The organism is Streptomyces sp. TAA204 (assembly GCF_000424965.1).
Window position 1 is genome coordinate 57,347 of sequence record NZ_AUKW01000002.1, and the last position, 22,009, is coordinate 79,355.

The window sequence follows — 22,009 nt, forward strand, 5'->3', positions numbered from 1 at the left end:
TCACTCCTCCTCGCTGTTCCTGGTTTCCCCGTCTGCCTCGCGCTGCGGACGTGGGGTACGCGGCGCCGCCCGCAGCTGCGGGCCGCCGGAGGCGAGGGACGCGGCGTTCGAGACCTCCTCCGCGAACGCGCGGAGCACCGGCTGCTCGAAGAGAGTCCGCACCCGCACGTCCTTGCGCAGAGCGGCCTTGAGCCGGCCGGTCACGCGCGTGGCGAGCAGGGAGTGGCCGCCCAGCGCGAAGAAGTCGTCGTGGGCGCCGACCTGTTCGACGCCGAGCAGTTCGCTCCACACCCGGGCGACCTGCTCCTCCAGATCGCCGCGGGGGGCCACGTACTCCCCCGCCGCGGCCGAACGGCCCGTGCCGGGGGCCGGGAGGGCCCGCCTGTCCACCTTGCCGTTGGCCGTCAGGGGCAGTTCGTCGAGGAGGACCACGGACGAGGGCACCATGTACTCGGGCAGTCCGGCGCGGGCGAGTGCGGTCAGTTCGGCGGCCGTCCCGCCGGTCGCGTCCGCGTCGTCTCCTCGGTCCGCGTCCGCGTCGTCCCCTCGCGGGTCGGCCCGTACGGCGTAGGCGACGAGCCGCACATCGCCCGGCCCCTCCTCACGTGGCACGACGAGGACGTCACGCACCGAGGGATGGCCGCAGAGCACCTGTGCGATCTCACCCGGCTCCACGCGGAAGCCGCGGATCTTCACCTGGTCGTCGGCCCGCCCCAGCACCTCCAGTTCCCCGTTGTCCAGGAGCCGCGCGAGGTCGCCGGACCGGTACATCCGCTCGCCTCCCCCGGGGAACGGGTCGGGCAGGAAGCGTTCCCCGGTCAGCTCCGGCAGGTTCCGGTAGCCGAGGGCGACGCCCGGTCCCGAGACGTACATCTCGCCGGGCACACCCCGGGGAACGGGGCGGAGGTGCTCGTCGAGGAGCCGGATGCTCAGGTCGGGCAGCGGACGCCCGATGTTGCTGCGGACGCCGGAGTGAAGGTCCTGCCTGGTCACCCGGTGGAAGGTGGCGTGCACGGTGACCTCGGTGATGCCGTACATGTTGACCAGCCAGGGCTCGTCGTCGCCGAAGTGGTCGAACCAGGGCGCCAGCGACGGCACGTCCAGGTATTCGCCCGCGAACAGCACGCGGCGCAGCGGCGGCTGCTTCCCCTCGCTCTCGATCGCGTGCCGGAGATACGGACGGAACGCCGAGGGCGTCTGGCTGAAGACCGTGACGCCTTCCTCGGCGAGCAGCGTGTGCAGCGCTTCGGGATCGCGCACCGCCTCGTGCGGCACCACCACCAGCCGTGCGCCGCTCGCGAAGGCACCCCACATCTCGTAGACCGACACGTCGAAGGCGTAGGAGTGGCACATGCTCCACACGTCCTCGGGCCCGGTCTCCAGGAGCCGGCCGGCGCCGTGCACCAGGCGCACCACATTGGAGTGGGTCAGCTCCACGCCCTTGGGACGTCCCGTGGAGCCCGAGGTGTAGATGACGTACGCGAGGCCCGGGGGCTTTGTGCCCGGCGAGGGCGGCGAGGTGTCGCGGGCCGTGAGCGCTTCCGCGTCCCGGTCCAGGTCCACGACACCGCCCTCGAAGGCGGGGGCCCTCTCCGCGGCGGCGGCGTGCGTGACCAGCAGCGAGGCGCCGGCGTCCGTGAGGACGTAGGCCATGCGCTCCTGCGGCTGGGCCAGGTCGAGCGGCACGTAGGCCGCTCCGCTCCTGAGCACCCCGAGGATGCCCACGACCATGTCGGTGGAGCGCTCCAGGCAGAGGCCGACGCGTCCTCCGTCTCCCGCACCGAGATCGCGCAGGTGGTGGGCGAGGCGGTTCGCCCGCTCCTCCAGGTCCCGGTAGGTGACGCTCTCCGTGCCGCTGACGACGGCGACGGCGTCCGGCGTACGGGCGGCCCGGCGGCTGAAGATCTCGTGGAGGCAGACGTCGGCGTCCTCCTCGACGGGCTCCCGGCCGGCTCCCGCCTCCAGCAGCGTGACGCGCTCCTCGGGGGTGTAGGGCTCGATCTCGCCGAGGGTGCGTCCGGGGTCGCCGGCCATGCCGCCCAGCACCTGGTGGAAGTGGTGCAGCAGCCTCTCCGCGACCGGTTCGGGGAAGCGGCGGCGGTCGTGCACCAGGCGGGGCGGCAGGTCCTCCTGCGGGAAGACGACCATGGTCAGCGGGTAGTGCGGCCTGCCGTCGTAGGAGAAGCCGGTGATCTCCAGTCCGTGCAGTGCCATCTCGGGGGGCGGTGTGTTCTCGAAGGCGAGATCCGTCTCGAACAGCGGCTGCCCGCCGGGCAGTTCGGCCCACCGGGGGAAGAGGTGCAGGGGGACGTCGGCGTGTTCGCGGGCCGCGGTCATCGCGTCCTGGAGGCGCCGCAGCCACGGGAGCAGTTTCTCGGCGGGGTCGAGGTGCGCCCGTACGGGTGTGGTCGTGATCATCGGGCCCACGATGGTCTCGGCGCCGGGGAGATCGGTGGGACGGTGGGTGGAGGTGGCACCGCTGACGACGTCGTCACGGCCGGTGTACCGGCCCAGCAGGAGCAGCCAGGCGCCCTGGACGAGGGTGTTGAGGGTGAGGCGGTTGCCGCGGGCGAGCTCGTCCAGGTCGCGGACGAGCGAGCCCAGTGACCGGTCGGGGACGAAGCCGTGGGTGGGGCCTTGCGGCTCCGGCGCCGGCGGGCCGATCTCCAGGGCGGGTGCGGGGATGTGGCCCGCCAGTTCACGGCGCCAGAACGCCTCCGCATCCCCCGTCTCCCGCTGCTTCCACCAGGCGACGTAGTCCCTGTAGGAGCGCGCGGGTGCCAGGGCGGACGGCTCCGCCCGGCAGTGGGCGGCGTAGAGGGCGGCGAACTCCTGGAGCACGAGGCCGAAGGACCAGCCGTCCATGATCAGGTGGGGGAAGCTCCAGAAGAGACGGTGCAGACCGTCCTCGAAGCGGATCAGGGCCAGTTTCATCAGCGGCGGCCGCCGCAGGTCGAAGCCGAGGCGGCGCTGTTCGGCGCGGAACGCCTCGTAGCGCTCCTCCCGCCGGCCGGCGGGCACGTCCCGCCAGTCGTGCTCCTCGACGGGGACGTCGACGTGGCGGTGCACGGCCTGCAGGGACTTGCCCACCTCCTCCCAGTGGAAGCCGGTGCGCAGGATCGGGTGCCGTGCGGCGACGTCCTGCCAGGCCTTGCGGAAGGCTGCGGCGTCGACGCGTCCGCTGAGTGTGAAGGAGAGCTGCTCCAGGTAGACGCCGGACTCCGGTGCGAAGAGGCTGTGGAAGAGCATCCCTTCCTGGATGGGCGTCAGCTCGTAGACGTCCTGGAGATTTTCGGGCTTCACAGGGCCTCCTCGGCGTGTGCGGTCGGGGCGGCTCCGGACGGGGACGTGCCGGGGGTCTCGCCGTTCCCGTTGGGGGTCTCGCCGTTCCCGGTGAAGGCGCCGAGGAACGTGTCGAGGGTGTTCTGGTCAAGTCCGGCCAGCGGGAAGTCGCCGGGGTCGAGCACCGCTTCGTCGGTGTCGCGGCAGTGCGCGGCGATCCGCCGGAACGCCCCCGGGAGTGCCTCGCTCAGGGCTGTCAGCTCCGGGGCGGCCCGCTCATCGGCGCGGCAGGCGAGCGTTGCCCGCAGCCGTCCCTGTTCCACGAAGGTCGTGAGCGTGAGTGGCCGGCCGCCGCCCTCCAGCGCCGGCGGCCCCGTCGGCCGCAGGTGCCCCCCGGCCGGGAGGTCCAGGTCACCGAGGTGACGTACCAGCACCTGGGAGGGGGCTGGGGAGCCGCTGGAAGGTCCGCGCCTGCGGAGGTCCTTGACGGTGCGCAGCAGCGCCCCGGCATCGGTGCCCTCCCCGTGGGGGCCGCCGGTCGTGAGTGTCAGGGGGAGAGGGGCGTCGAAGCTGCCGGAGGTCAACTCGGCCCCGGCACCGGCCTCCTGGCGGCCGCGCACGTCGTCCTCGATGTCGCAGCACACAGGGCCCGTGCCGCCGGTGGCGAAAACGGCCAGGGCGAAGGCCGCCGCCACCATCTCGGCGGCCGTGAGCCGGTAGGTGGCCGCGGCCCCCTCCAGCAGGTCGGCCGTCTCCTCCTCGGAGAGCGCGGCGTGCAGGGTGTGCCGGATGCCTCCGTCGCCGAGGTCCACGACTGCGGGCGGTGCCGCCCCGGTCGTCCCGTCGGCCGCCGCGCCGTCGCCGGAGCGGCCTCCCGGGGCCGTGGGACTGTCGGCCGCGGTCTCCTCCGCTCCGGCGAGGACGGCCAGAGCACGTGCCTGCTGGGGGTCCTCACCGGGCAGCGCCGGGTCCTCCCCGCGCGCGACGGCCTCGACGGCGCGGCACAGGTCGTCCAGGAGCGCCCGCCAGGAGCTGCCGTCGACGAACAGGTCGTGCACGAGCCAGACCATGCGCCGCTCGGTCTCCCCCAGGCGGAACAGCGCCGCCTTCACGGTAGGACCGGACCGCGGGCACAGCTCGTCGCACATCTCCTCGACCATGCTCGCGAAGGCCCGGTCCCGGCGGCCGTCGGGCAGCGCGGTCAGGTCGATGTCGGGTACTGCCGTGTCTCCGGTCTCCTCGGCGGCGCGGGCGATCCGGGGGCCGTCTTCCGATTCGACGAGCAGACTGCGCAGCGCCGTATGACGTGCCGTCACCGCGGCCAGAGCCGACTCCAGCCACGCGGGCTCGACTTCGGCGGAGACTTCCAGCTCGGCGCGGTGGACCCCCATGGGTGTCTGAGCAGAGGCCGCCTCGATGAGCCGCCTCTGCCTCAGGGTCGGCGGCTCCGTGGACGCCGCACCCGTCACGGTGGCACCTCGCGCCTCCAGTTCGGCCGCCAGTTCCTGGAGTGTCTCGTGCTGGAAGAGGTCGGCCGCCGTGAACTGGAGCCCCTCGGCGTTGGCGCGGGAGACGATCTGGATGCCCATGATGGAGTTGCCGCCGACGGAGAAGAAGTTGTCCCGGGGGCCGAGTCCCGGCACTCCGACGACTTCCCCGACGATCTCCACCAGCCGGGCCGCGACGGGGCCGGCCGCGGCGTCCCCGGAACCGCCCGCGGCACGCGCCGGATCGGGAAGCGCCGCGCGGTCGACCTTGCCGTTGGCACTGAGCGGCAGCCGGTCCAGTACGAGGAAGGCAGCGGGCACCATGTAGCCCGGCAGTGCCTGTTGCGCGAGGGCCTTGACCTCTTCGAGCAGCGCCTCCTCCGACTCGGGTGTGCGCTGATCCGCCGGCGCGCCGGGGACGACGTAGGCGACCAGACGCCGGTCGTGCCGGTCGCCCGGTGCGGCCGCCAGGGCGGTGCGTACGCCCTCGTGGCGCGTCAGCACCGATTCGATCTCGCCGAGTTCGATGCGGAAACCGCCGACCTTGACCTGGAAGTCCTCACGGCCGAGGAACTCCAGTGAGCCGTCGGGCAGGCGCCGTCCCAGGTCGCCGGTGCGGTAGAGCCGTTCGCCGGTCTCCGGCCAGGTGACGAAGGACGCCCGTGTGCGCTCCTCGTCCCGCCAGTAGCCCAGCGCGAGGCCGGAGCCCCCGATGTAGAGCTCCCCGGTGACCCAGACCGGGCAGGGCTCCATCCGGTCGTTGAGGACGTGGAAGGTCTGGTTGCGCAGGGGTGTGCCGTAGGGGATGGAGTCACGGGCGCCGTCGGCGACGGGATCGACCGGGTGCCAGATGGACCACACGGCGGCCTCGGTGGCGCCGCCGAGGCTGACCGGCTCCGCCTTCGGCGCCACCTCCCGCAGCCGGGCGGGGAGTTCGACGGGAATCCAGTCACCGGACATCAGGGCCAGCCGGAGCGGGTGTGCGGCTCCGCCGCCGTGCGCCCCTCCCCCGCCGCCGGCCGCCGGCGCGCCTCCGGCCTGCGGCCCGGAGAGGTGTTCGACGTACATGCGCAGAAGGGCGGGCACGCTGTTCCACAGGGTGATCCCGTGCCGCCGCACCAGCTCGTCCCAGTGGCCGGGGTCACGGCTGGTTCCGGGGAGGGGAAGGACGAGCCTGCCGCCTGCGCCCAGGACGCCGAAGATGTCGTAGACCGACAGGTCGAAACTCAGCGAGGACAGTCCGAGCACCGCGTCGCCGGGGCCGACGCCGAAGCGTTCGTTGATGTCCTCCAGGGTGTTGAGCGCGGCCCGGTGGGAGAGCATGACGCCCTTGGGCTCGCCGGTCGAACCCGAGGTGAAGATGGTGTAGGCCAGGTCGGACGGTGTCTGCACCGCCTCGGGCGGGGTGCCGTCGGCTCCCGGACCGCGCGGGTCCGCCTCCAGGTCCACCTCGATCTCGCGGATGCCCTCGGGCCACGCGTGCGCCGCTCCGCCCAGCGGTGTCAGGACGAGCCGCACCTCGCCGCGCTCGCACAGATGGTCCTGCCGCTCCGCGGGAAGGTCGGGGTCGATCGGCAGGTAGGCGGCGCCGGCGAGCTGGACGGCGAGCGCGGCGACGATCTGTTCGCAGCTCTTCTCCACGGCCACGGCGACGAGGCGGCCGGGGCCGGCTCCCAGGCCGCGCAGCCGGTGTGCCAGTGCGCACGCGTGACGGCGCAGCTGACCGTAGGTCAGTTCGGCCCCGGGGGCGAGAACGGCGACGCGGTCGGGGTCCTGCGCGGCCCGGGTCATCAGCGGCGCGTAGAGGAAGTCCTCGCTCAGCGGTCCCTCGGTCGCGTTGGCGCTCCGGGCGAGTTCACGCTGCGCCTGGGGCAGGGGGCACCTCGCGGTGCTGCGCCACGTCTCGTCCGAGGTCGCGAGATCCTCGACCAGCCGGTGGAAGCCGTCGAAGACGTCCTCGATCACCCCCTGCGGGAACAGCTGCCTGACCCAGTGCCAGCTCAGCTGTACGCCCTCGGCGTTCTCCATGACGGCGAAGTCGAGCCACACCTGCGGCGTCTGGGCGATCTCATGGAGCATCTCGCCCAGCCAGCCGAACATGGAGGCGTCCTCGGCCTCGTTCTCCTGCACCAGGGTGCTGGTGAAGACGACGGGCATGACCGAACCGCTGGTCCCGCCACGCCGGCGGGCCAGCTCACGGAGGATCTCCACCCCGTTGAGGTAGCGGTGCTCCAGGTCGGCCCAGCTCTGCCTCTGGAGTGCGGCGGCGAGTTCGCCGAAGCCGGCTCCCTCCGCGAGGTCGACCGGCAGCAGGTCGAAGGAGGCGAACTCCCCGACGAGGTCGCGGACGTCCTCGTGCACCTGGAGCCGGTTGATCACGGTGACGTTGAGAGTGAAGGAGGCCGACCGTGACCAGGTGCCCAGTGCGGCGGCGTAGGCGGTCAGCAGCGCCGCCGACGGTGTCACTCCCGCGGCCGCCGCGCGGTCCTTGAAGGCGTTCCACAGCCCGGTCGGCAACAGCGCCTCCCGAGCGGTGAATTCAGGGTCGGCCAGGGAGCCGGGGTTGAGCGCCAGCGGAAGACCGGGGCCCGGCGGCAGTTCGGTCACGCGCCCCCGCCAGTACTCCAGGGCCCGCTCGTAGAGCGCGGTGCCGCGCAGCTCCTCGGAGGCGAGGACGTAGTCGCGGTAGGAGACGCGCAGCGGCCGGATCTCCTCCTCGCGGCCCTGGTAGTACCTGCGCCAGTCCCGTACCAGGAGCCGGATGCTGCCGATGTCGGCGATCAGCAGGTCGAAGCTGAAGTGCAGGCGGGCGCGGCCGTCGGGGAGCAGCGTGACCCGTACGTCGAACAGGGGCCACTCGTCCGCGGGGCGGACCTCGCGGGAGACCTTCTCACGCAGCGCGGTCAGCCGGCGCTCCCCTTCCTCGGCGGTGGCGTCGCGCAGGTCGAGCAGTCCGAAACGGTAGGGCTCGGTGGAGGCGAGGATGTGCTGGCGGCCGTCACGGCCGATGACGGCACGCAGCATGTGATGACGGTCGACGACCCGCTGCCAGGCCGCCTCCAGCCGCGGGAGGTCGAAGTCGGTGCCCAGGTCCACCTCCCAGTAGACGTGCGCCGCGACGTTCCCGCCGTCGAAGCTGTCCATGCGGCCGATCCACTGGGCCTGCTGCATCTCGGACAGCGGGAAGGGCTCGTGGAGTGCCTCCGTGTCGGGTACGGCGACCGGCAGTTCGCCGCCCTCGGCCCCCTCCGGTCCGGTGCTCGCTCCGGCACCGGCGGCCTCCTCCCGCACGTCTCCGCCCGCGTCCTGGCCCAGCAGACCGGCGAGCCCGGCCACGGTGGGGTCGGCGAGGAGATCGCCGAGCTTCACCCCGGTTCCGAGGTCGGCCTTGACGCGTTCGACCATGCGCGCGGCCAGAAGCGAATGGCCGCCCAGCTCCATGAAGTTGTCCCGGACTCCGACGGGGGCCACCCCGAGCAGTTCCTGCCAGACGCCCACGAGGCGGCGCTCGCGCTCGTCGCGGGGTTCGGCGTACTCGGTCGTCAGGACGGGCCTGGGGTCGAAGGCGCCGGTGGGCAGGGCCGTCGCCGTCGTGCCCGGGTCCGCTTCGTCTTCCGGCTCGTCCGCCCCGAGCCGGTGCCCTCCGGGTTCCCCGGCCGGGTGCCCGCCGGGAGCCGGCTCGATCCAGTACCGGCGCCGCTCGAACGGGTAGGTGGGCAGGCTCGTACGCCTGGCCGTGCCGCCCTGGACGCGGTCCCAGTCGACCGCGCCGCCGGCCGTCCACACACGGCCCAGGCCCTGGGTGAAGTGCCGCATCTCGTCACCGTCCTCGCCCGCGGACGGCAGGAGCGGGACGGCGGTGGCACCCCGGCCGCGCGCCGTGGAACGGGCCAGCGTGCACAGGGTGGACCCGGGCCCGACCTCCAGCAGGACGCTCGGCCCGCCTTCTGTGAGCAGGGTGACGCCGTCGGCGAAGCGGACCGGTTCCCGGATGTGCCGGACCCAGTGGTCCGGGTCCGTCGCCCGTTCCGCAGTGATCCAGTCACCTGTGCGGTTGTCGACGTAGGGGACCGCCGGCTCCTGGAGGCCGACGTTCGCCAGCGCCGCGGCGAAGTCGCTCATCATGGGCTCGACCATGGCCGAGTGGAAGGCGTGCGAGGTGTGCAACTCCCGGACGGGCGTGCCCTGTTCCTCAAGGAGCCGGGCGAAGGAACTCAGTTGTGCCCCGGGGCCGGAGACCGCGCAGACATCCGGTGCGTTGACCGCCGCCAGGGAGAGCCCTGCGGGCAGCAGCTCCCGCACGCGCTCCTCCGGCAGCGCGACGGACAGCATGCCGCCGGCCGGCAGCTCCTGCATCAGCCGTCCGCGGACCGCCACCGTGCGCAGCGCGTCCGCGAGCGGGAGCACGCCCGAACGGCAGCCTGCGACGATCTCACCGACGCTGTGTCCGACCATGGAGTCGGGGCGGATGCCCACACTCTCGAGGAGTTCGGCGAGGGCGTAGCTCACGACGAAAAGCGCGGGCTGGGCGAAGGCCGTGCTGCGCAGCAGGGCCGCCGCCGCCTCCGGGTCCGTGCCGGACGCCGGATGGATCAACTCGCGCAGGTCACGCCCGAGTTCGTCGTACAGCAGCTCGGCGCAGGTGTCCACGCACTCCCGGAAGACGGGCTCCCGCCCGTAGAGGTGCCGGCCCATGCCGGGGTACTGGCTGCCCTGGCCGGGGAACATGAAGGCGATGCGCGGCTCCGGGGCGGACCGCGAGGTGACGACCGTGCCGGGGTCCCGGTCGCGCAGCGACTCCCGCGCCTCCGACGCGCCGGCGGCCACGACGAGCCTGCGGTGTTCGTGTGCCACGCGTCCCTGCTGCAGCGTCGTCGCCGTGGCCGCCAGGTCCCCGGCCGCCGGGCCCTCCAGGGCAGCGGCCAGGTCGTCGGTGGCCGCCTCCAGCGATGCCGGTGTGCGTGCCGAGAGGGGCAGCAGGAACAAGTCGCGTGTGAAAGGCGCCGAGGGGGCGGCCTCGGGCCCCTCCTCCAGGACGACGTGGGCGTTGGTGCCGCCCATGCCGAAGGAGCTGACGCCGATACGCCGCGGCATCGCGTCGGTCTTCCACTCCTCCAGCTCCGTGATGACCCTGAACGGCGTCTCGTCCAGGCGGAGTTCGGGGTTGGCGGTGTCGAAGTTGAGGCTGGGTGCCAGTTCGCGGTGCCTGAGCTGGAGGACGGCCTTGATGAAGCCTGTGATGCCGGCGGCCTCCGCCAGGTGGCCGACGTTGGACTTCACCGAGCTGAGCGCACAGCGCGCGGAGGAGGGGGCACGCCGCCCGAACGCCCGGCTGAGCGCGGTCACTTCGATCGGATCGCCCAGCGGCGTGGCGGTGCCGTGCCCCTCGACGGCCGAGACGGTGTCCGGCTCGATGCCTCCGACTCCGAGCGCCCCCGCGACGGCACGGGTCTGGCCGTCCACTCCGGGAGCGGTGTAACCCACCTTCGCCGCGCCGTCGTTGGTGACGGCGGAACCCTTCACCACGGCATCCACCCTGTCGCCGTCGGCCAGCGCGTCCACGAGCCGTTTGAGGACGACGGCACCGACGCCGCTGCCGAACATGGTGCCGCTGCCGGCCGCGTCGAAGGAGCGGGTGTGCCCGTCGGCGGAGAAGATCATCCCCTGGCGGTGCAGGTAGCCGCGGCCCTGGGGCAGCCGCAGGGACGCACCGCCCACGAGTGCGACGTCGCACTCGTGGCCGAGCAGTCCCTGTACGGCCGTGTGCAGGGCCACCAGGGACGAGGAACACGCCGTCTGCACGGACACTGCGGGCCCGTCGAGGTCGAGGCCGTAGCTGATCCTGGTGGCCAGGTAGTCCTTGTCGTTCGTCGTGAGCAGTTCGGTGACGTCGGCGACGTCACCGAATCCCGGCCCGGCGCTGAGCAGATGGGAGATGAGGTACGTGGACAGGCTGCTGCCCGCGTACACGCCGACGGAGCCGGGGAAGAGCGCGGGCACGCACCCGGCGTCCTCGAGTGCGGCGTGCGCCGTCTCCAGCAGCATCCGCTGCTGGGGGTCCACCATGGAGGCGTCACGGGCGTTGTAGCCGAAGTAGGCGGCGTCGAAGAACTCGGGGCCCTCGAGGACGGAGCCCGCCTTCACGAACGCGGGATCGGCCAGCAACTCCCGCGGAATCCCCTTCTCCAGCAGCTCACCGTCGTCGAAGAAGGTGACCGACTCCCTCCCGCCGCGCAGGTTCTGCCAGAACCGCGGGACGTCGGCCGCGCCCGGGAACCGGCCGGCCATGCCGATGACCGCGATGTCGTCCTCGTCCGCCGCCGGCTGGGAGGGGACGCTGTTGTGGGGTGTGGTCATTCCCGGGCTCCTCCTGATCTGTGCGCGTGGTCGCCCCTGGTGGTGGGAGAGTCTGGCCACACAGCGAGGATGCAGAGGTGGCCGGGAAGAGTCCCACCTCGTTCAGAGAGGTCCTTCGTGCCGCCGGGAGAGGCCCGTCGGACAGTCACGCGTGCGGCGGGTCATGGAGGCGCCCCAGGGGGCCCTCAGCGGTAGCCGTCGGGGCCGCCCGTCCGGGCACCCCGTGCGGGGCACCCCGTGCGGGTCCCCGGGCCTGCCCCCGCGGGCAGGGCCCGGCTCTGCGCGGTCCCTCCGTCAGGGACCGGACGCGGCGACCGCGCATGAGACGGCATCAGACGCGTGAAAGGGCCCTCCGCAGCGACGGGCCGGTGAGTCCCGGCCCCCGGAGTGGCAATCCGGGTACGTCGGTCGACCGCCTGGGAAGCGGTTGTGCGCTGTTCTGCCGCGTTCCACCGTGGAGCGCGGATCCAAGGGCGCAAACCGAAGCTAAGGAGGGCTGATGAACGGCTCGAGCGCCGGCCCCGAGACGGTGGGCGTGAACGGATGTCCCGTGGCACACCGGACCTCCGCCGAAGACGGTGACGCCGGCCCCGGCTACAGCGACCTTCTCCGCCTGGACGACCTTCTCGCACTCCCTCCCAAGCACACGGATCTCCACGACGAGCAGTTGTTCTACGTCGCGCACATGATCTACGAGCTGTGGTTCAAGGTGATCCTGGAGGAGTTGGGGTGCGCCCGGGACAGCATGTTCAGCGACGACGTCCCGCGCTCGCTCTACTGTCTTCGCCGGGTCGCGGCAATCGAGCGTGTGCTGATCGGGCAGGTCGACACCCTGGAGACGATCAGCCCCGGAAGTTTCGCCAAGCTCAGGCCGTTCCTGTACCAGGCGAGCGGCATCCAGTCCGCGCAGTTCCGGGAGATCGAGTTCCTCTCCGGACTGAAGGAGCGCCGCCACCTCTCCCGCGGAGACCTCCGACCCGGCGACCGCGAACGTCTCGAGCGCCGCCTGGCGGAACCGAGCCTGGGAGACGCGTTCCAGGCGCTGTGCGGAAAGCGCGGTGATCCGGACCTGGCCGAACTGCTCCGCGTCGAGATTCCCGACTCCGATCTGCTTTCCGTCGCCGAGGCGCTGACGGACCACGACGAGCTGTTCAGCGTCTGGCGCTCCCGGCACGTGCACATGGTGGAACGCGTCATCGGCGCGAAGTCCGGAACCGGGGGATCGAGTGGAGCGCACTACCTGCGCTCGACGCTGGAGAAGAGGTTCTTCCCCGAACTGTGGGAGCTGCGCACCCGGTTGTAGGCTCCCGGGCGGCGAGGATGTCCCGGTTCCTCCGCCCGCGCCGAGGCGGCACGGGCACCGGACACCCTCACTCCGCCCTCATGTGCGCCGCGGTGTCCGTCAGTTCCGCGGCTCGGCCGTCACTTCCGCGGCTCGGCCGTGATGCCGTGGCCGGCCGTCATTTGCGGACCATGAGAAAGCACGCGAGCTTCGAATCGGCCGGCGGCTCGGGAAGACGCTCGATGGTGAAGTCGTCGCCGAACAGTTCATGTTCCTCACCCGGCCGTATGCCGCTGAGGAACCGGGACACTCCCTCGAACCGGAAGCGCGGCAGTTCCTCGTCCTCCTTCTCCGTGTAGAAGCACCACAGGACGACCATCGACCCGGGATGCGAGAACCGCTTGAAGTTCGCGGCCATGTCCAGCCGGTCCTGCCCCGTCAGGTCGTCCAGGGTTCCGAAGTCGAGCAGCAGGTCGTAGGTTCCCTCGACTCCCGGGACGGACGGCTGGGTGAGGTCTCCCCGTACGAACCGGACCCGGTCGGTGACCCCTGCCTCGGCTGCCGCCTTCCTGGCCTTGCGGAGGGCGACGGGGGTGAAGTCCACGCCTGTCACGTCCTTGAAGCCCTGCTCGGCGAGGTACACCGAGCACGTGCCGCCGCCACAGCCGAGATCCAGTACGGTCTTCTGCTCGGTGGGCGAGATGCGGTTCTCCCTCACCAGATCCACGAGATTCTCGCGGACTCCGCCTTCCCAGGGCGCGCCGATCCGGTACAGCACGTTGTACATCCAGCGTTTGACGGTCACGGGTTCTCCCTCTGGTGACGTGCGGGTTCGGAGCAGTGGTCCCACCGGCGGCATTGTTCGCCGCGGTCCGGGAGGGTGGACAGCCCCCATGAGCGCGCAGAACGACCATGGGGGCGGGTAGCTGATCGTCCCCCTCGGGCGAGGAGTGCCCACATGGCCACGCCCCCGCCACGTCCCCGGGCGCCCCTTCTCCGGGCGCGGCCCGCCCTCTGCCTACGCGGGCGGCCCGCGCCTGCGGTCACGACGGCCGGGACGGACCGCCGCCGTCCCCGCGCCCGCTTGTCGATCTCCGCCGGCACGACCGGACCCGCCCCGGCCGCACGCCACTTGAGGTGGGGAGGGACTGGAAGTGCATGGCATTCGGGGGCGGCGTGCATACCCGTTCGGTCACCTCGCCCGGGGCTTTGGCTGGGCCCTCGCTGCCCCCATGCTCCTGCCGGGAGGCGTACGTGCCGCTTTCCTCACGCACGCCCACGAGACCGTCGAGATTGGGGACCAGTCATGACTGTCAGCATCCCGGCCGGCACCGGGCTTTCCGCCCGGAGCCTCCTCGACATCCTCCGCGTACGGGCCGAGGCCGCACCGGAAGCGTCCGCCTTCCGCTTCCCCGCCTTCGACGAGCGCACCGGCCGCGAGCTGAAGGCCGCCTCTCTCACACGGGAACAGCTCGACACACGGGCGCGTGCGACGGCGGCCACGCTCCAGCAGAGCGGCGCGGGAGGGAAGCGTGTCCTGCTGCTGCTCCCTCCGGGAGAGGACTTCGTGGCGGGCCAGTTCGGCTGCTACTACGCGGGCTCCTGCGTCGTGGCCTGCGCGCCGCCCAAGGGCGCGCCCGAGACCGCGCAGGGCGAGCGCTACATCCAGATCGGGCTCGACGCCGACGTCGCCGCCGTGGTCTGCAGGCGTGCGCAGCGCGAGGAGTTGCGAGCCGCCTGGCGGGAGGCGGGCGTGGCGGACGTACCGTGGATCGAGATCGACGGCGAGTGCGCCGACGCGGACCTGTGGACCCCGCCGAGGACAACGGGCGGCGACCTGGCACTGATGCAGTACACCTCGGGCTCCACCGGTTCCCCCAAAGGCGTGATGGTCTCGCAGGACAACCTGCTGGAGCAGCTGCGGGTCTTCCGCGACCTCGCCGAACTTCCCGACGGCGCCGAGGTCGTGACCTGGATGCCCGTCTACCACGCGCTGGGCATCGCGGGGACCGTGACGATGTCCCAGTTCATCGGGGGCAGTTGCACACTGCTGAAGCCCGAGGACTTCGTCGCCGAGCCCTTCCGGTGGCTCAAGGCGATCTCCGGCGCCTCGGCACCGGTCTTCAGCTGCGGTCCCAACTTCGCCTACGACCGGTGCGTCGAGCATGTGACCCCGGAGCAGCGCGAGCAGCTCGAACTCGGCCGCTGGCATTCCGCGTTCAACGCGGCGGAGCGCATCCAGCGCCGCACCGTGGACGCCTTCACCCGCACCTTCGCCCCGCACGGCTTCCGCCGGGAGGCGTGGTTCCCCGGCTACGGACTCACCGAGGTGACGCTGGGCATCAGCGGCCGCCGCAGCGCGGACCCGCTCACCCTCACCGTGGACGCCGCCGAGCTGGAGAAGGGACACGCCAGCCCCCTTCAGGAGGGCACCGCCGCCCGCTCCGCCGGGCTCGTCGGCTGCGGCCCCGCCCACCCCCGGGTCCGCATGCTGATCGTCGACCCGGCGACCCGTTCCGAGTGCGGCTCCGGCGACGTCGGCGAGATCTGGGTTCGCGGCGACGTCGTCAACCAGGGCTACTGGCGGCGCCCCGAACAGACGGAGGAGACCTTCGCCGGCCACCTCGCCGACGGCACGGGGCCCTTCCTGCGCACCGGCGACCTCGCCTTCCGGCACGACGAGGAGATCGTGGTCTGCGGACGGCTCAAGGAACTCATCATCATCCGGGGGCGCAACATCCACCCCCAGGACGTGGAGGCCGCCGCACGCCGGGCACACCCGGCCCTGGCGAGCGCGCCGGGCGCCGCGTTCTCCGTGGACGCCGAGGAAGGCGAACACCTCGTCCTCGTACAGGCGTTGGAGAGTACCGAGGACGCACCGGACCTGGCGGCGCTGGCCGCCCGGGTCCGTACCGCCGTCGCCGCGGACGAGGAGGTCGAGCCGCACGCCGTGGTGTTCGTCGGGCCCGGCGGCATCCCGATGACCGGCAGCGGCAAGATACGCCGCACCACCTGCCGGCAGTCCTACATCGACGGCGGGATCGACGCCCTGCACACCGACACCGCTTCCGCACGGCCCGCCGCGGACGAGGCCGCCCAGGAGCAGCCGGCAGCCGCTCCGCTGCGGGACATGACCCTCGCCCTGCCCGGTGAGCTGCGCGGACAGGTGGTGACCGCCGAGGTGCGCCGCCGCGTCGCCGGGGCGCTGGGAACCGAGCCGGAGGAACTGCCCGCGGACGTCCCCCTCATCGCACTCGGCCTGGAGTCGCTGCGCATCGTGGAGCTGCGCTACGCCCTGGGCCGCGACTTCGACGTCACGCTTCCCATGGCCGACTTCGTGCGCGGCAGCGTGACGGACGTGGTGACGCGCATCCTGCGCGGCCTGGAGGGCGACAGCCCGCAGAGCATCGCCTGGCCCGAGCTGGTCGCCGACCCGGCAGGCCGCCACGAGCCCTTCCCGCTGACCGAGATCCAGCACGGCTACCTCGTCGGCCGCAGCAGCGCCTACGACCTGGGCGGCTCCTCGATCCACCTCTACACGGAGTACGACTGCCGGGATCTGGACCTTGGGCGGCTGCGCCGGGCGCTGAACACCCTCGTCGGGAGGCAGGAGATGCTCCGGGCGGTGATCTGCGCGGACGGACACCAGCGCATCCTGCCCGAGGTGGGCGAGGTGCCCGTCACCGTCTACGACCACCGCGGCAGCGAGGAAGAGGTCCTCGACGCCCACCTGGAGAAGGTCCGTGACGAACTGGGCCACCAGGTCCTGCCGTTGGACCAATGGCCGATGTTCGACATCCGCGTCACCCGGACCGGCGACGCCGGCGGCACACGCGCCCGCGTACACGTCAGTCTGGACCTGCTCGTGGCCGACGTCGCGAGCGTCCGGCTGTTCTTCCTCGAACTGGGCGACCTGTACGCCGACCCGGAGGCGCAACTCCCGCCCCTGGAGGTCTCCTTCCGTGACTACGTGATCGCCGCCCAGAAGCTCCGGGAGACCGAGGCGTACGCCCGCTCCAGGACGTACTGGCTCGACCGGGCCGCGACCCTGCCGCCCAACCCGCAGCTTCCGCTCGTCCACGGTGCTCTGCCCGAGGGCACCCGCCCGGAACGCAGGCGCCGTCTGGCCAGGCTGGACGCCGACCGCTGGAGGCGGGTGAAGGAACGCGCGGCGGAGCACGGGATCACGCCCTCCGCCGTTCAACTGGCCGCCTACGCGGCCGTTCTGGGCACCTGGAGCCGCACCGGCCACTTCACGGTCGACGTCCCCCTCTTCAACAGGCATCCCCTGCATCCCGGCATCGACCGCATCATCGGTGACTTCACCTCGGTGACGCTGCTGGAGGTCGACCTGCGGCCCGGCGGCGGCTTCCTCGCCCTCGCCCGGCGCATCCAGCAGCAGTTGTGGCGGGACCTGGACCACCGCTTCTTCAGCGGCGTGGAAGTGATGCGCGAGATCACCCGGCAGCACGGTGTCCCCGCCGGCTCCTACGCCGGCATCGTCTTCGCCAGCGCCCGCGAGCAGGGGCGCGACCAGGACTTCCAGCAGGGCGAGTTGGGCGCGGACTGGCTGGGTGAGACGGTGTGCGCGGTCTCCCAGACCCCGCAGGTCCTCCTCGACCACCAGGTCTACGAGGACAACGGCGCCCTCACGTACAAGTGGGACGCCGTGGAGGCGATGTTCCCACCGGGCGTGATGGATGAGATGTTCGGCGCCTACGACCGTCTCGTCCACGCGCTCGCCGACGACGAGGACACCTGGGGTCCGGACGGCACGGACCTGCTGCCGCCCGCACAGCGGCAACTCACCCGGGCGGCCAACGACACCGCCGGCGAGACCCCCGACGAACTGCTCTGCACCGCCGTCGTCGAACAGGCCGTCCGACACCCCGGCCGCTCCGCCGTCATCACCCCCGCGCGCACCCTCACCTACGGCGAGATGTACCGGCACGCCTGCCGCCTGGGACGGCGCCTGCGCGAACTCGGCGCGGTACCGGGCGCCCTGGTGGCCGTCTGTCTACCCAAGTGCGCCGAGCAGATCACCGCGGTGCTCGCGGTGCACCTTTCCGGCGCCGCCTACGTGCCGCTGGACCCCGATCTGCCGCAGGAGCGGCAGGACCGGCTGCTGGCCCACTCCGGCGCGCGGCTCGTGCTCACCCCCCGGGGCGGCTCCGGGCTCCCGCGGCCCCCGGAGGTGACCGAGGTGCCCGTCGACCTCGACGACACCGGCGACGACTCCCCGCTGCCCACCGTCCAGAACCCCGGCGAACTCGCCTACGTCCTCTACACCTCCGGTTCCACGGGCGAGCCCAAAGGTGTCGCCCAGTCGCACCGCTCGGTGCTCAACACCGTCGCGGACTTCGCCGACCGCTGCGCGCTCACGGCCGACGACCGTGCCCTGGGCCTTTCCGCGCTCAGCTTCGACCTCTCCGTCGGCGATCTCTTCGCCACGCTGCGCAGCGGCGGGGCGCTGGTGCTGCCGGAGCCCGAAGCGCTCAAGGACCCGGCCCGCTGGCTGGAGCTGATGGCCGAACACCGCGTCACCGTCTGGAACTCCGTCCCGGCGCTGATGCGGATGCTCGTCGATCACGTCGGAATCCCGGAGGGGTGGGGAGGGGCCGCCCACCCCGGCCTGGAGGCGCTGCGCCTGGTCTGGTTCTCCGGCGACTGGATCCCCGTCGACCTGCCGGCCCGCGTACGTTCGGTCGCGCCCCACACCCGTGTCGTGGCCTCCGGAGGCCCCACGGAGACCGCCATCTGGTGCGTAGCCCACGAGGTGACCGACGCCGACAGCGACCGCGTCTCCATTCCCTACGGCCGGCCGATGCGCAACCACACCATCGACGTCTTCAACGACCGCATGGAGCCGTGCCCCGTGTGGGTTCCGGGTGAGATGTACATCGGCGGCGGCGGACTGGCCGACGGCTACTGGCGGGACACGGAGCGCACCGCGGAGTCCTTCGTGGTCCACCCACGCTCCGGACGCCGTCTGTACCGCTCCGGCGACCTGGGCCGGCGCCTGCCCGACGGGGAGATCGAGATCCTCGGACGGGAAGACTTCCAGGTGAAGATCCGCGGCCACCGCATCGAACTGGGCGAGGTCGAAGCCGCGCTGCTGCGCCGTGACGACATCCGCGCGGCGGCCGTCACACCCGTCGGCGACAGCCACGAGAACCAGCGCCTCGCCGCCGTCTTCGTCCGTGAGCACTCCGGGCTCGCGGCCGGTCACGGCGGCGGGAAGGCGGAGCAGGCTGACAGGCCGGAGCCGTCCGCGTCCGCCCGGCACGAGGTGTACGACGAAGCTCTCGGCGAGGTCCTGACCGATCCGATGGATCGGCTGGAATTCAAGGCACGCCGCCCCGGTCTGCGTACGGACCTGCACGGAACCGCACATCCGCTGGCAGCAACTCCCCCGGGCGCCGGGCGCCTTCAGCGGCCCGACGCACCGGCGCGCAGGAGCCGCCGTACCTACGGCGCGGAACCGCTGCCGCTCTCCGCTCTCGGACGGCTTCTGGAACCGCTGCGCACAGAGACCGGATCCGGGACCGGGACCGCGGGGGCGCTGCCCGGCCGCCGATACGCCTCGGCCGGCGCCCTCTACCCCGTCCAGACATACCTCTACGTCGCACACGGCCGCGTCGGGGGACTTCCCGCAGGCACCTACTACCACGACCCCGACGGGCACCGGCTGATCGAGGTCCGGCCCGGCGCCTCGCTCGACGCCGGCATCCACGCGCCCGACAACAGGCAGACGCACGAGGGCGCCGCGTTCGCGGTCTTCCTCGTCGCCCGGCGCGAGGCCATCGAGCCGCTGTACGGCAGGCGGGCCCGGGACTTCTGTCTGCTGGAGGCCGGTCTGATGACCCAGCTCCTGGAGACCACCGCACCGGAGCAGGGCGTCGGGCTGTGCCAGGTCGGCTACTTCCAGGACACGGAGGCGCTGCACACCGCGCTGGCGCTGGAGGGCTCCGCGGAGGTCCTGCACGGTCTGCTCGGGGGCGTACTGGCCGGCGAGCCCGAAGGCGGCACCGGCGAAGGGGACTTCGCCGAGGTCCTCTCCCGCCACCTCTCCGCCGCTCTGCCCGGCTACATGGTTCCCGCCGGCTACGTCGAGGTGCCGCAGCTCCCGCTCACGCCCCGGGGCAAGCTCGACCGCGTGGCGCTGCGGCGGCTCGCCGAGGAGGCCGGCGGCGCCGGGGGCGAGAGCGAGGGGAGGGACGAGGGCGACGGCGGGGCGCAGAACGAGACCGAAGCGCTGATCCTCTCCGTCTTCCGTGCCGAGCTGAGGACGAAGGCGGGGACGAGCGTCCGCGACCGCTTCTTCGACATGGGGGCCGATTCCGTCACCGTCGTCCGCATCCACCGGGCGCTCCAGACAGCGCTGGGCCGGGAGTTCCCGCTGATGACCATGTTCGAGCACTCCACGGTCCGGCGCCTCGCCGAGTTCCTGTCCGGGGCCGGCCCCGGACAGAACACCGTGGACGAGGCGCTGGAACGTGCACGCGCCAGGTCCCGGCACCGCCGTCCGTCGCGGCGTCGCGGATGAGCGGGACCGCCGTGCACACCCTTCGCGGCGCGCCGCTGCACCGCCTACCGGACCTGGCAGCGGAGTCGCACGGTGATCTGCCCTTCGGCAGTGACGTGCGCTGGAGGGCCGGGCGGGGACTCGTGGACTCGGTGGCGGGGTTCGCCTCGGCGGTCTCCGGACTCGCCGGCGGTCTGCGAGCGGGTGGTGTACGACCGGGCAGCGTCGTCGCGGTGGTCAAGCACAACCATCCCGATGTGCAGGCGCTGCTGTACGCCGCGCTGCGGGTCGGCGCGGTTCCGGCGATGCTGCCCCTGGAGCTGGGACGAGAGCAACTCCTGGGTCTCCTGGGCCGGCTGGACCGCCCGCACCTGCTCTTGGACGTCGCGGGCGTGGTCCGGCTCCACGGTGTGGAGGAGGAGGTCAGGAGCCGGTGCGAGCGGGTCTTCACTCTCGGAGAGATCGACGAGTCCACAGCGTGGTGGGCGCCGCCGCTGCCGTCCGCAAGCAGCACGGCACCCCGCGACCGTACGTCAGGACACCCGGTCGAAGTCATCACCTGCGATCCCGGCACCCCTTCTCTGCGTCCGCTCGGCGCCCGCCAACTGTGGGAAGCGGCACAACGGTTGGCAAAGGGCCGTCCGGAAGGGGACTCCGGCACCGACGCGGCACACCTGGACTTCGGCCACGCCCACGCCTGCGCGACTGTGCTGGACGCCCTCGTGCACGCCGTGCCCTTCCTCGCCCTCACCCGCACCGAACTGCCCGCGGTGGACGCGCTGCTGCGGGAGCACCGGCCCTCCTCGGTCGAGGCACCGGCTCAAACCCTCGCCGCCTGGTCGCCGTTGACCTCGGCGCCGACGATGCCGTTCTCCTCGGTGCGGCGCTTCGTCGCGAGCTCCGGTCGGCTGACCGCGCAGGCGGTCCGGTCGCTGCTGGAAGCCTCCGCCGCGCCCGACGCGACGTTCGTGCAGCGGGGCGTCTCCCCGCCGCACGAAGGGGGCAACCCGGCTATGCGCTCCGGCCGTTCGACATGAAGTAGGCGACGACGGGGTCCGAGTCACCGCCGGAGCGCAGGTGGGTCTCGAACCGCTCCTCGTGCACACGGTGGGCGAAGTTCCAGGTGAGGGAGACGCTGTCCTCGAGCGCGATGGCCGTGTGGTACCAGCCCGAGGGGATGAAGATGGCGTCGCCGGGTGAGAGGACTTCGTCGAGCACGGGGACGGCCCGTTCCCACTCGGGGAACCTGGTGCCGTCCGGCCGGTCGAGATCCACGGTGCCGCCGTCGCCGTCGCTGAGGAACTCACCTGCTTCCGGCGGGAACATGATGAAGCGTTTGCTGCCGGTCACCTGGCACAGGCACGCGTCGCTGGCCCACGGATCGACGTGCAGGCGCGTACGTCCCCCCGTGCCGCAGACGAACAGGCCCCTGGCCGGGAACGCGTCCCTGGTGGCGTCCAGCCGGCCGGCGGCGGGAGGGAAGACGTAGTCCTCCTCGGGCAGCCACGACGGCACCGACCAGTCGTCGGCCATCTCCTCGAACGCGTCGTCCGCGCAGATCATCTGGTCATGGCTCTGCCGGGTGAACCAGCGCAGATAGGGCGGTATCCCGGTGCTGTCCTGCCGGCCGGTGAAGTCGTCCACGTAGTCGGCGAAGGTCGTCACCTCCTCCAGCGCGAAGAGGGTGTCGAACAGCGAGACTTCGCAGTCGCCGAAGCGCTCCTTGAGATACGCCAGGCCCCAGGGAGGAGGGACTTTCCAGCCGTTCAGAGCGCCCCGGACCACGACAGGCCGGCCGGGCTCGAGGTAGCTGTGCAGGAAATCCGTCGCGCTGAGCGACTCGACCACCTGAGAGCGTGACATGGGCTCCTCCGTCCGTGTTCTGGGCCGAGGGCTTGGTGCGTCCGCGGTCTTGTCCGTTCCTCGCACGCGGCACGGGACACCCCTGCGCGAGAACCTAAGGCCGAAGACCGGTCTCTCCTGTAGCCGCCGGGGGCGTCTTTTCTGCTTGCCCACAGTGCGATACCCGTCCCGCCACGCCAGGGGTGACCGATCGGGCACCGCGACCGGTCGGCT

The 22,009-nt window shown here is 72.1% G+C and carries 7 protein-coding genes; 3 read left to right on the top strand and 4 right to left on the bottom strand.

From position 1 onward, the window contains the following. The gene (locus H343_RS28615; RefSeq protein WP_051264529.1) at positions 1-3,303 is read right to left on the bottom strand and encodes a non-ribosomal peptide synthetase; all 3,303 of its coding nucleotides are present in this window, start codon (positions 3,301-3,303) and stop codon (positions 1-3) included. After that, entirely contained in the window at positions 3,300-11,126 is a 7,827-nt protein-coding gene (locus H343_RS28620) for a hybrid non-ribosomal peptide synthetase/type I polyketide synthase (RefSeq protein ID WP_051264530.1), read from the bottom strand. The genes H343_RS28615 and H343_RS28620 overlap by 4 nt, the downstream gene beginning before the upstream one ends. A gap of 499 nt (positions 11,127-11,625) precedes the next feature. On the opposite strand from H343_RS28620, the gene H343_RS0103165 reads away from it, so the two are divergent. Further along, positions 11,626-12,429 (top strand): tryptophan 2,3-dioxygenase family protein, encoded by an 804-nt coding sequence (locus H343_RS0103165; protein ID WP_051264531.1) that lies wholly within the window; start codon positions 11,626-11,628, stop codon positions 12,427-12,429. 157 nt (positions 12,430-12,586) lie between these two features. Here the strand turns inward: H343_RS0103165 and H343_RS33460 are convergent, their stop codons facing one another. After that, positions 12,587-13,213, bottom strand: coding sequence for a class I SAM-dependent methyltransferase (locus tag H343_RS33460; RefSeq protein WP_051264532.1), 627 nt, complete (start codon positions 13,211-13,213; stop codon positions 12,587-12,589). Between the two features lie 501 nt (positions 13,214-13,714). Between H343_RS33460 and H343_RS33465 the strand changes: the two genes are divergently transcribed. Both H343_RS33465 and H343_RS0103180 read left to right on the top strand, forming a co-directional pair. Continuing rightward, positions 13,715-19,954 (top strand): non-ribosomal peptide synthetase, encoded by a 6,240-nt coding sequence (locus H343_RS33465; protein WP_051264533.1) that lies wholly within the window; start codon positions 13,715-13,717, stop codon positions 19,952-19,954. Continuing rightward, positions 19,951-20,970: an AMP-binding protein gene (locus tag H343_RS0103180; protein WP_106958765.1), complete on the top strand. Its 1,020-nt coding sequence runs from the start codon at positions 19,951-19,953 to the stop codon at positions 20,968-20,970. Before H343_RS33465 ends, H343_RS0103180 begins: the two co-directional genes overlap by 4 nt. Here H343_RS0103180 and H343_RS0103185 read toward each other — a convergent pair. Further along, positions 20,945-21,796, bottom strand: a complete 852-nt coding sequence (locus H343_RS0103185) for a cupin-like domain-containing protein (protein WP_028429949.1) — start codon at positions 21,794-21,796, stop codon at positions 20,945-20,947. The genes H343_RS0103180 and H343_RS0103185 overlap by 26 nt on opposite strands. Positions 21,797-22,009 lie beyond the last annotated feature (213 nt).